This window comes from Streptomyces sp. V3I8 (genome assembly GCF_030817535.1).
Taxonomy (GTDB): domain Bacteria; phylum Actinomycetota; class Actinomycetes; order Streptomycetales; family Streptomycetaceae; genus Streptomyces.
This window is the reverse complement of sequence record NZ_JAUSZL010000002.1, coordinates 1,158,048-1,170,102: the sequence shown is the minus strand read 5'-3', so window position 1 is coordinate 1,170,102 and position 12,055 is coordinate 1,158,048. Positions and strand designations below refer to the sequence as shown.

The 12,055-nt window shown below is 76.8% G+C and carries 1 protein-coding gene; it reads right to left on the bottom strand.

The genetic code is table 11. From position 1 onward, the window contains the following. Positions 1–20: 20 nt before the first annotated feature. The gene (locus QFZ75_RS05370) at positions 21–12,005 is read right to left on the bottom strand and encodes an SDR family NAD(P)-dependent oxidoreductase (RefSeq protein ID WP_307534272.1); all 11,985 of its coding nucleotides are present in this window, start codon (positions 12,003–12,005) and stop codon (positions 21–23) included. Positions 12,006–12,055: the final 50 nt, after the last annotated feature.

The following is a 12,055-nucleotide window of genomic DNA, read 5'->3' as shown; positions in this document are numbered from 1 at the left end:
CCCTCTCCGTCGCGCATCGGTCAGGGCTTCTCCGCGCCGAAGGCCGTCCGGACGAGGTCGGCGACGTCCATGTCGTCGATCCCCCCGCCCGTGCCGTCCGCCGGTGCCTGCGCCTCCCCGTCCGCCGCGGCCAGCCCCAGCACCGTCGCCAGCAGGCCGGCCTGCCGGAACCGGGCCATCGGGATCGCGGCCAGGGCCGCCCGGAACTCCCGTTCCTCGGCCTCCGCCTCCGTCGGCTCCCGGGTCTGCGGGAAGAGCAGCTCACGCAGGTGCCGGGCGGTCCGCTCGGGGGTGTTGTGGTCGAAGACCAGCGTCGCCGGCAGCCGCAGCCCGGTGGCCCTGCCGAGCCGGGTGCGCAGCTCGATCGCGGTCAGCGAGTCGAATCCCATCTGGAGGAAGCCCCGGCTGCCCTGGACCGCCTCCGGGGAGGCGAGTCCCAGCACCGTGGCGGCCTTCCGCCGGACCAGTTCCAGGAACGCCCGGTCCCGCTCCTCGGCGGGGAGCGCCGCCACCTGGTCGGCGAAGTGCCCGCCGGACTCCTGGCCCGCTGCGCCGCTGCGCCGTGTGACCCGGACCAGCGCGCGCAGCACCGCGGGCACCAGCTCGGGTTCTCCTTCGGAGAGCAGGGGCGCCGGGTCCAGACGCATCGGCACCAGTACCGCGTCCGGGGCGCCGAGCGCCACGTCCAGCAGCTCCAGGCCCTCCCGGGTGGGCAGTTGTCCGACCCCGGACCGGACCATCCGCCGCAGACCGGTGTCGGACAGTCCGCCGGTGAGACCGCTGCGCTGTTCCCACATCCCCCATGCCAGCGACGTCCCCGGCAGGCCGTCGGCCCGTCGGCGGTGCGCCAGCGCGTCCAAGAACGTGTTGGCCGCGGCGTAGCCGCTCTGCCCGGCGCTGCCCAGTACACCGGCGGCCGAGGAGAACAGCACGAAAGCCGACAGGCCGGCGTCCCGGGTGAGCCGGTGCAGGTGCAGCGCGCCCTCGACCTTGGGCCGCAGCACCTCGTCGATCCGGTCCGAGGTCAGCGAGGTGAGCACGCCGTCGTCCAGCACGCCGGCGGCGTGGAACACCGCGGTCAGCGGCCGGTCCGCGGGGATCCGGGCGAGGAGCCCGGCCAGGTCCTCCCGGTCGGCGACGTCGCAGGCCGCCACCACCACCCGGGCACCCCGCGCGGCGAGGTCGGCGGTCAGCTCGGCGGCGCCCGCCGCGGCGGTACCGCTACGGCTGGTGAGCAGCAGCTCCGTCACGCCGTGCGCGGTCACCAGATGGCGGGCGACCAGCGCGCCGAGGCCGCCGGTCCCACCGGTGATCAGCACCGTGCCGCCGGGCGCGAACCGGGGCCCGGTGGCGGGAGGGGCGACCTCCGCCGTGACCCGGGCGAGCCGTGGCGCGCACACCACGCCCCGGCGGACGGTCAGCTGGGGCTCGCCGCAGGACAGCGCGGCCGGCAGCACCGCCGCCGATGTCACACCGGCGCTCGCGCTGTCCCCGGTGCCGTCCAGGGCGTCGACGTCCAGCAGACCGAAGCGGCCGGGGTGCTCCGACTGCGCCGAGCGGATCAGGCCCCACAGCGGGGCGTGCCGGAGGTCGTGCGGCACGTCGTCGCCGGCCGGCACGGCGCCCCGGGTGACGAGGACCAGCCGCGACGCGGCGAACCGCTCGTCGGCCAGCCACCGCTGGGCCAGTGCGAGCGCACGGTGCACGGCGGTCCGGGCCGCGTCGGCGAGGTCCGCCGCCTCGCCCGGATCCGCTGTCCGCGGATCCGCTGTTCCCGGGGCCTGCCCCGGGCCGTCCTCCGGGCAGGGCACCAGGACCACCGCGGGTGGCGCCGCCCCGGCGGCGACGGCGTCGGCCAGTGCGTCCAGGCTCTCGTACCCGTCGTACCGGATGCCGGACGCCTCCGCGGCGGCCCGCAGGCCGAGGCCGTCCCCGAGCACGGCCCAGCCGTCCGCCGCGGGTGTGCCGCCACCCGGCAGGGCGATGCGCTCGTCGGTGATCCGGAACAGGGAACGGCGCTGCCCGCCGCGGGCGCTCTCGATCCGGCCCGGCGCCACCGGCCGCACCATCAGCGAGCCGACCGAGAGCACCGGGGCGCCGGACGGGTCGGTCGCCGTCAGGGACACCGTGTCCGGGCCCGCGGGCGACAGCCGCACCCGCAGCTCCGCCGCGCCCGTGGTGTACAGGCAGACGTCCTTCCAGGCGTACGGCAGCAGCGGTTCGCCGGCGTGGGCCACCAGGCCGCCCAGGACGACCGCGTGCAGGGCGGCGTCGAAGAGCGCCGGGTGCACCCCGTAGTGCCGGGCCTGCCCGGCGTCCGGCAGAGCGACCTCGGCGTACAGGTCCCGGCCGTGCCGCCGCACCGAGCGCAGCCCCTGGAAGGCGGGACCGTAGCCGAGTCCGGCCGCGGCGAGCACCGCGTACCCGTCGTCCAGCGGCACGTCCTGCGTCTGCGCCGACGGCGGGGGGCCGGTGGGCGTGTCCGGCGCCGCCGCGCTGCGGACGGCGAGCACGCCGACGGCGTGCCGCAGCCAGGGCCCGTCGGTGTCCTCCGGCCGCGCGTGCACCTCCACGGCGCGGCGGCCGGCCCCGTCGGGTTCCTCGACCGTCACCCGCAGCTGGCTGCCGGTCTCCCGGTCGACGACCAGGGGCTCCAGCAGGGTGAGTTCCTCGACCGTGTCGCAGCCGGTCTCCGCGGCGGCGCGCAGCACCAGTTCGGCCAGTCCCGTGCCCGGGAAGAGCACCGTGTCCAGCACCGTGTGGTCGGCGAGCCACGGATGGGCGCGTGTCGACAGCCGTCCGGTGAGGACCGTGCCGGCCGGTCCGGGCAGCGGCACCACGGCGCCGAGCAGCGGGTGGGAGCTGCGTCCGAGGCCCGCCGCGGCGACGTCCGCCGGCCCGCCGGAGCGCCGCAGCCAGTACCGGTCGCCGCCGAACGGATAGGTCGGCAGCTCGGTCGGGCCGGGAGCGGCGCCCCGGACGGCGTCCGACCAGTCCACGGGGACGCCCGCCACGTACAGTTCGGCGGCCGAGGCGAGGAAGCGGGGCAGACCGCCGTCGTCGCGGCGCAGCGAACCCACCGTGACCGCGTGACCGGCCTCCGCGGCCTCCGCGGTCTCCTGGATCGCCACGGTCAGCACCGGGTGCGGGCTGGACTCGACGAAGACGTCGAAGCCCTCCGCCACGAGCAGCCGGGTCACCCGCTCCAGATGGACGGTCTGCCGGAGGTTGCGGTACCAGTACGCGGCGTCCAGCGCGGTGGCGTCCAGCTCCGTGCCGGTGACCGTGGAGTAGAAGGGGGTCCGCGCGGGGCGGGGAGCCACGGGGGCCAGCTCCCGCAGCAGTCGCTCGCGGACCTGTTCGACCTGCGGCGAGTGCGAGGCGTAGTCCACCGGGAGGGTCCGCGTGCGGACGCCCTCGGCCGCGCAGTGCGTCACCAGTTCCGTCAGCGCCGCCATCTCGCCGGAGACCACCGTGGACGAGACGCCGTTGACCGAGGCGACGGAGAGCCGCCCCGGCCACCGGGCCACCAGCGCGGAGGCGGCGTCCTCACCCAGGGCCACGGAGACCATGCCGCCCTGCCCGGAGAGCGCGGTCAGCGCCTGGCTGCGCAGCGCCACCGTGCGGGCCGCGTCGTCGAGGGTGAGCGCCCCGGCCACGTACGCGGCGGCGATCTCCCCCTGGCTGTGTCCCATCACCGCGTGCGGCCGGACCCCGAAGGAGTGCCACAGGGCGGCCAGCGACACCATGACCGAGAACAGCGCGGGCTGCACGACGTCCACCCGCTCCGGCGACGGCGCGTCGTCCGCGCCCCGCAGCAGCCCGGTCAGCGACCAGTCCACGTAGGGCGCCAGGGCGGCCTCGCACTCCGCGACGCGGGCGGCGAACACCTCGGAGGCGTCGAGCAGTTCCGCGGCCATCCCCACCCACTGCGAGCCCTGACCGGAGAAGACGAACACGGTCTTCCCGCGGCTGCGCGCCTCGCCCCGCACGACCCGGCCGCCGTCGTGCTCCTCCGTGCGGTCCGCGGCCAGCGCCGCCAGCCCGGCCAGCAGCTCCCGGCGTCCTTCGCCGATCACGACGGCGCGGTGGTCGAGGGCGGCGCGGGTGGTGGCCAGCGCCCGGCCGACGCCCGCGGGGTCGGCCCCGGACCCGTCGCCGAGCCGCTCCAGCAGCCGGCGGGCCTGGGCACGCAGCGCCTCCGGGGTCTTCCCGGAGAGCGGCCAGGGCAGGGCGCCCGCGGGGGCGGGCACCGCCGGCGCCGAGCCGTCCGGCGGTTCGGGGGCCGGGGCCTGCTCGATGATCACGTGGGCGTTGGTCCCGCTGATGCCGAAGGACGAGACAGCGGCCCGGCGCGGCCGGCCGGTCTCCGGCCACGGCTCGGCGGCGGTCAGCAGCGCCAGCCCGCTCCCGGACCACTCGACCTCCGGGGTGGGCCGGTCGACATGGAGCGTCCGGGGCAGCAGCCCGTGCCGCATGGCCGTCACCATCTTGATGACCCCGGCGACCCCGGCGGCGGCCTGGGTGTGCCCGATGTTCGACTTCACCGAGCCCAGCCGCAGCGGCCGGTCCTCGGGCCGCTCCCGCCCGTACGTCGCGGCCAGCGCCTGCGCCTCGATCGGGTCGCCCAGCCGGGTGCCGGTGCCGTGTGCCTCCACGGCGTCGACGTCACCGGCCGACAGCCGGGCGTCGGCCAGCGCCTGCCGGATCACCCGCTGCTGCGAGGGCCCGTTGGGCGCGGTCAGGCCGTTGCTCGCGCCGTCCGAGTTGATCGCGGAGCCCCGTACGACCGCCAGGACGGGGTGATCGTGGCGCCGGGCGTCCGACAGCCGTTCCAGCAGCAGCAGACCCACCCCCTCGCCCCAGCCGGTGCCGTCCGCCGCCGACGCGAACGCCTTGCAGCGGCCGTCCGGGGCCAGCCCACGCTGCCGGCTGAACTCCAGGAAGATGTCGGGGACCGCCATGACGGCGGCCCCGCCCGCCAGGGCGAGGGAACACTCCCCCCGCCGGAGCGCCTGTACCGCCGTGTGCAGCGCCACCAGCGAGGACGAGCAGGCGGTGTCGATGGTCAGCGCGGGGCCCTCGATCCCGAAGGCGTAGGCGATCCGGCCGGACATGACGCTCGACGTGCTGCCGGTCAGCAGGTAGCCGCCCAGATCCTCGGGGGCCTGCCGTGGATCGGAGGGGTAGCCCTGCGCGGCGGCTCCGACGAACACGCCCACCGGGCTGCCCTTCAGGGACGTCGGGTCGATCCCGGCCCGCTCCACCGCCTCCCAGGAGGTCTCCAGCAGCAGCCGCTGCTGGGGGTCCATGGCCAACGCCTCCCGGGGGCTGATACCGAACAGCCCGGCGTCGAACCGGGCGGCGTCGTCGAGGAACCCGCCCACCCGTACGTACGTCGTTCCCGGCCGGGTGGAGTCCGGGTCGTACAGGACCTCCGTGTCCCAGTCACGGTCGGCGGGGAACGGGGTGACCGAGTCGGCCTCGTCCACGACGAGCCGCCACAGGTCCTCCGGGGACGCGATGCCGCCGGGGTAGCGGCAGCTCATCGACACGATCGCGATCGGCTCGTCGGCCCCGGTGCCGGTCCCGGTCCCGGTCCCGGCGGCCGAGGCGGCGGTCGCGACGTCGGCCGTCCCGGCGCCGCGTGGCCCGGACCCGAGTCCGGCCCGCAGTTCGGCGTGCAGGTGCCGGGCGAGGGTGAGGGGCGCCGGATGGTCGAAGACCACGGTGGACGAGAGCGGGGTGCCGAGGGCGCCGCCCAGCCGGTTGCGCAGTTCGACAGCGGTCAGCGAGTCGAAGCCCAGCTCCTTGAAGGCGAGCCCCGGGGCGACCAGCGCGAGGTCGGTGTGGCCCAGCACCGTCGCGGCGTGGCTCCGCACCAGGTCGAGCAGGATCCGCTCCCGCTCCTCCTCGGACGCCGCGGCCAGCCGGTCCCGCAGCGCGGCGGCCGCGGCGGGCCTCGCCGCCTCGCGGCCGGCCCGCCGCTGCGGCTTCCCGGCGAGTCCGCGCAGCAGGTGCGCCACCTCGTCGGCCGCCGTCCGGCGCAGCACCGCGGTGTCCACCTTGGCCGGGATCAGGGCGGCCTCGGCCGACGCGAGGGCGGTGTCGAAGAGGTCCAGGGCCTCTTCGTCCGGGAGCGGCACCAGACCGGTGCGGCCGAGCCGGACCAGGTCCACCTCGCCCAGACCGCCGAGCATGCTGCCGGAGTCCTGCCACGGCCCCCAGGCCAGGGAGAGGGCGGGCAGTCCCGCGGCCCGGCGCCGATGCGCAAGAGAGTCCAGGACGGCGTTGGCCGCGGCGTAGTTGGCCTGCCCGGCGCCGCCGAGCACCCCGGCCGTCGAGGAGAACAGGACGAACGCGGCGAGGTCCGCGTCCCGGGTCAGCTCGTCGAGGAGCAGCGCTCCGTCGACCTTGGGGCGGAGCACGGTGTCGAACCGCCCGGGGGTGAGCGCCGCCAGGACGCCGTCGTCCAGCACCCCGGCCGTGTGGACGACGCCGGTCAGCGGCCGGTCCGCGGGGACCGCGTCCAGCAGTCGGCGGACCGCGCTCCGGTCGCGGACGTCGCAGGCCGCCACGGTGACCTCGGCGCCCCGCGCGGTGAGGTCGCTCACCAGGGTGTCGGCGCCGGGGGCGGTGGCGCCCCGGCGGCCGGTCAGCAGCAGGTGCCGTACCCCGTGCCGTTCCACCAGACGGCGGGCGACCGCCGAGCCGAGGGCGCCGGTCCCGCCGGTGATCAGCACCGTTCCCGCCGGGTCGAGCTCCGGCGCCACGGTGAGCACCACCTTGCCGATGTGCCGGGCCTGGCTGACGAACCGGAAGGCGTCGGCCGCGTGGCGGACGTCCCAGGTGGTCAGCGGCGGTGGCCGGAGCACTCCGCGCGCGAACAGGGCGAGTACCTCCGCCAGCATCGCCCGGATCGCGTCGGGGCCGGCTTCGACGAGGTCGAATGCCCGGTAGGACGCCCCGTCGTGGGCCGCCGCCACCGCCGCGGGGTCCCGGACGTCGGTCTTGCCCATCTCCAGGAACCGGCCCCCCGGAGCCAGCAGCCGCAGCGACGCGTCGACGAACGTGCCCGCGAGCGAGTCGAGGACGACGTCCACGCCCCGGCCTTTGCTGGTGCGCCGGAACTTCTCCTCGAACTCCAGCGTCCGCGACGACGCGATGTGCGCGTCGTCCAGACCCGCAGCCCGCAGCGCGTCCCACTTCGCGGGACCGGCGGTCGCGTACACCTCGGCACCCAGGTGCCGGGCCAGCTGCACGGCGGCCGTACCGACGCCGCCGGTTCCGGCGTGCACCAGCACCGATGTGCCGGGGCGCAGCTCCGCGAGGGAGGTGAGCGCGTAGTACGCGGTGAGGAAGACCGCGGGCACCGACGCCGCCTGGGTGAAGGACCAGCCGTCCGGGACGCCGGCGAGCAGTCGCCCGTCCGTCACCGCGAGCGGGCCGATCCCGCCGGGGATCAGGCCGAGGACCCGGTCGCCGGGCGCGAGCGCGGTCACCCCGGGGCCGGTCTCCACGATCACTCCGGCGCCCTCCACACCCAGGGGGGCGGCCTCGCCCGGGTACATGCCGAGGGCGGTGAGCGCGTCCCGGAAGTTCAGCCCGGCCGCCCGGACCGCCACCCGCACCTGGCCGTGGGCCAGTGGCGCGGAGGCCTCCGGGCAGGGCAGCAGGGCGAGGCCGTCGAGGGTGCCGTCGCCGCCGGCGGTCAGCCGCCAGGCCGGTGCGGCCGGTACGGGCAACGCGCGGTCCGGGCGCCGGCGGGCCACCCGGGGGACGCGGAGGGCGCCGTCGCGCACCGCCAGCTGCGGCTCGCCGGTGGCGACGGCCTCGGCCAGCAGGCCGTAGGCGTCGTCCCGGTCGTCCAGGTCGAGCAGCCCGAACCGGCCGGGGTGCTCGGACTGGGCGGTGCGCAGCAGTCCCCAGACGGCGCTGTGCGCCAGGTCGGGGACATCCTGGTGGGCCACCGCGACGGCCCGCCGCGTCACGAGGACCAGCCGCGACGCGGCGAACCGGTCGTCGGCCAGCCAGCGCTGGACCAGGTCGAGCGTCCGGTGGACGGTCGAACGCACCGTGTCGGCGCCGGCGTCGGCTGCGCCGCGGGAGCACGGCACCAGCACGGTGCCCGGGACCGGGCGCCCCGCCCGGTCCGCGCGTGCCAGGGCGTCCAGGTCCGGGTGGACACCGGCGGGCGCGGTGGCGGCCCACGGACCCGGCCGCGGCCCGCCGTCGCCGACGACCGCCCAGGCGGAGGCCGCGTCCGGGGCGGCGGACCCTGCCGGGTCCGCGGACGCGACGGCGCTCGCCGGCGGAGCGGTGAGGGGCTCCCAGGTCACCTGGAACATGCGGTCACGGACGGTGCCGGCGGCCGCCTCGACCCGGTCGCGGGAGGCCGGGCGCAGCACCAGCGCGTCGGCCGACAGCACGGGGCTGCCCGTCCCGTCCGCCGCCAGCACCGAGACCGTGTCCGGGCCGGCCGGCGCCAGCCGCGCCCGCAGCCCCGGGGCGCCGACCGCGTGCCGGGCGACCCCGCGCCAGACGAACGGCAGCAGGGCCCGGTCCCAGCCGGGGGTGACGACCCCCAGGGCGACCCCGTGCAGGACCGAGTCCAGCAGCGCCGGGTGCACCCCGAACTCCCCCGCTCCGGCGCTGTCCGGCAGCCCGGCCTCCACGAACAGCTCCCCGTCCCGCCGCCAGGCCGCCCGCAGCCCCCGGAACATCGACCCGTACGCCAGGCCGGTCTCCGCCATCAGCGGGTAGAGCCCGCTGACGTCCACCGGCTCCGCGCCCGGCGGAGGCCATACGGACAGGTCCCCGGCCGCGGGGAGGGCGGCGCGCGCGAGCACTCCGGTGGCGTGCGTGGTCCACGGCTCGTCGTCCGCCGCGCCGTCCGGCCGGGACCGCATGTCCAGCGACCGCCGCCCGGACCCGTCCTGGGCCCCCACCCGCACCTGGAGCGCGGCCGCGGCTCCGTCGGGCAGGACCAGCGGGGTGTGGAACGTCAGTTCCGCGACCTGCTCGTGGCCGGTCCGCTCGCCTGCGTGCAGGGCCAGTTCGAGGAAGGCGGTGCCGGGCAGCAGAGCCTGGCCGAACACCCGGTGGTCGCCGAGCCAGCCGTGCACACCGGTCGACAGCCGCCCGGTGAGGACCAATTCGTCGTCGGCGAGCGACACCACCGCGCCCAGCAGCGGGTGCCCGGCCGTGACCAGCCCCGCGGAGTGCACGGCGGCCGACGGCGGGACGTCCAGCCAGTGCCGGCGCGTCTGGAAGGCATAGGTGGGCAGCGCGGCCGGGCAGGCGCCCGGCGCGGCCCAGAACGACGTCCAGTCCACCGGCACGCCCCGGGTGCGCAGCCGGGCGAGCGCGGTGGTGACGGCGAGCTCCTCGTCCCGGCCCGCGCGCAGCGCCGGGACCAGCTCGGCGTCGGCCGCGGTGACGGTGTCCCGGCCCATGGCCGTCAGCACCCCGTCGGGGCCCAGCTCCAGGAAGGTACGCACGCCGTCGTCCGCCAGGGTGCGGACGGCGTCCGCGAACCGTACGGTGCCGCGGGCCTGCCGCACCCAGTATTCCGGATCGCCGATCTCCTCGGCCGTGACCTCCTCGCCGGTGAGGGCCGACACCACCGGGACGGCCGGAGGGTGGAAGGACAAGGCGGCCACCACGCGCCGGAACTCCGGCAGCACGGCGTCGACGAGCGGCGAGTGGAAGGCATGACTGACCGTCAGCTCCTTGGTCCTGCGGCCGGCCGCGGCGAAGTGCGCGGCGACCTCGCGGACCGCCTGCGCCTCTCCGGAGACCACGACCGAGGACGGGCCGTTCACCGCTGCCAGGTCCAGCCGGCCGGCGTGCTCCGCCAGCAGCGGCGCCACCTCCTCCTCGGTGGCCTGCACGGCGGCCATGGCACCGCCCTCCGGCAGCGCCTGCATCAGCCGGCCGCGTGCCGCCACCAGCGCCGCCGCGTCCGGCAGCGACAGCACACCGGCCACGTGCGCGGCGGCCACCTCGCCGACGGAGTGGCCGGTCACCCGGTCCGGGCGCAGTCCCCAATGGGCGAACAGCCGGAAGAGCGCGACCTCCAGCGCGAAGAGCGCGGGCTGGGTGTACCCGGTCCGGTCCAGCAGCCCCTCGGCGTCCGCTGCCGTCCCGAACACCACGTCGCGCAGCGGCCGGTCCAGATGCGGGTCGAGCGCCGCGCACACCGCGTCGAACGCCTCCGCGAACACGGGGGAGGAGGCGTGCAGGGCACGGCCCATGCCCACGCGCTGACTGCCTTGGCCGGTGAAGAGGAACGCGAGCCTGCCAGGGGGCGCCGTGCCGAGCACGACCCGCGGATCGGGGCGGCCCTCGGCGAGTGCCGCCAGTCCCCGCGTCAGCTCCCCGGCCAGCTCGCCGGGCCGGTCCGGGCCGCCCGCCACGACGACGGCGGCCGTGTGCGCGAACGCCGTCCGGGCGGTGGTGAGCGCGTGCCCGATCTCCGCGGCGCCGAGCGGGCCACGCTCGGCCAGCCAGGCCAGCAGGGCGCGCGCCTGGTCCCGCAGGGCCTTGTCGTCGCGGGCGGACAGCATCCACGGCACCGCCCGCAGCGGCGCGACGGGAGCGCCGGGACCGGCGTCGGCGGGTGGCGCCTGCTCCAGGACGACATGGGCGTTGGTGCCGCTGATGCCGAAGGACGACACCCCGGCGCGCCGGGGCCGGCCGGTGTCCGGCCAGTCGGTCGCCCGGGTCAGCAGCCGCAGACTCCCCGACTCCCAGTCGACGTGCGGCGTCGGCGCGTCGATGTGCAGGCTGGCCGGCAGCACCCCGTGCTGCATCGCCAGCACCGTCTTGATGACGCCTACGACGCCGGCCGCCGCCTGGGTGTGCCCGATGTTGGACTTCACCGAGCCCACCAGCAGCGGTTCGGCACGCTCCTGGCCGTAGGCGGCCAGCAGGGCCTGGGCTTCGATCGGGTCGCCGAGGGCGGTCGCGGTGCCGTGCGCCTCCACCGCGTCGACGTCGCCGGGGGCGAGCCGGGCGTCGGCCAGCGCCTGGCGGATCACCCTCTCCTGGGACGGGCCGTTCGGCGCGGCCAGGCCGTTGCTCGCACCGTCCTGGTTGGTCGCGCTGCCACGGACCACGGCCAGCACCCGGTGGCCGAGCCGCCGTGCGTCGGCCAGCCGCTCCAGCAGTACCACCCCGACGCCCTCGGAGAGGCCGGTGCCGTCCGCCGCGGCCGCGAAGGAACGGCACCGGCCGTCCGCGGACAGCCCGCGCTGCCGGCTGAAGCCCTGCAGCTGGGCGGGTGTGGTCATGAGGGTGACACCGCCGGCCAGCGCCAGCGAGCACTCGTCCCGGCGCAGCGCCTGGCAGGCCCCGTGCAGCGCCACCAGCGACGCCGAGCAGGCGGTGTCGTAGGTGACCGCGGGGCCCTCCAGACCGAGCGTGTACGAGATCCGGCCGGAGAGCACGCTCGCCGCACCCGCGGTGAGGAAGTACCCTTCGTGCTCGCCGAGTTCGGCCGGCCGGACCCGGGTCGCGTAGTCCTGGAACGCGGTTCCCAGGTAGACCCCGGTACGGCTGCCGTGCAGGGTCGTCGGGTCGATGCCGGCCCGCTCGACCGTCTCCCACGCGGTGTGCAGCAGCAGCCGCTGCTGCGGGTCCATGGCCACCGCCTCGCGCGGGCTGATCCCGAAGAACTCGGCGTCGAACCCGGCCACATCGGTGAGGAACCCGCCGTTGCGGGTGTACACGGTGCCGGGCTGGTCCGGGTCCGGGTCGAAGAGCGCGTCGAGGTCCCAGCCCCGGTCGGTCGGGAACCCGGCCACCGCGTCGCCGCCTGCCGCCAGGAGCTGCCAGAACTGCTCCGGGCCGTGGATGTCGCCCGGGAGGTGACAGCCCATGGCGACGATCGCGATCGGCTCGTGCCGGACAGCGGCCAGTTCCTCGTTCTCCCGCCGCAGCCGCTCCGTCTCCTTCATGGAGGTGCGCAGGGCGTCGACGATCCTGTCCGGCGAAGTGGCCATGATCCCTCACAGATCGGTTTCCAGGGGAAGGGGGAACGTTCCGGGTGCGG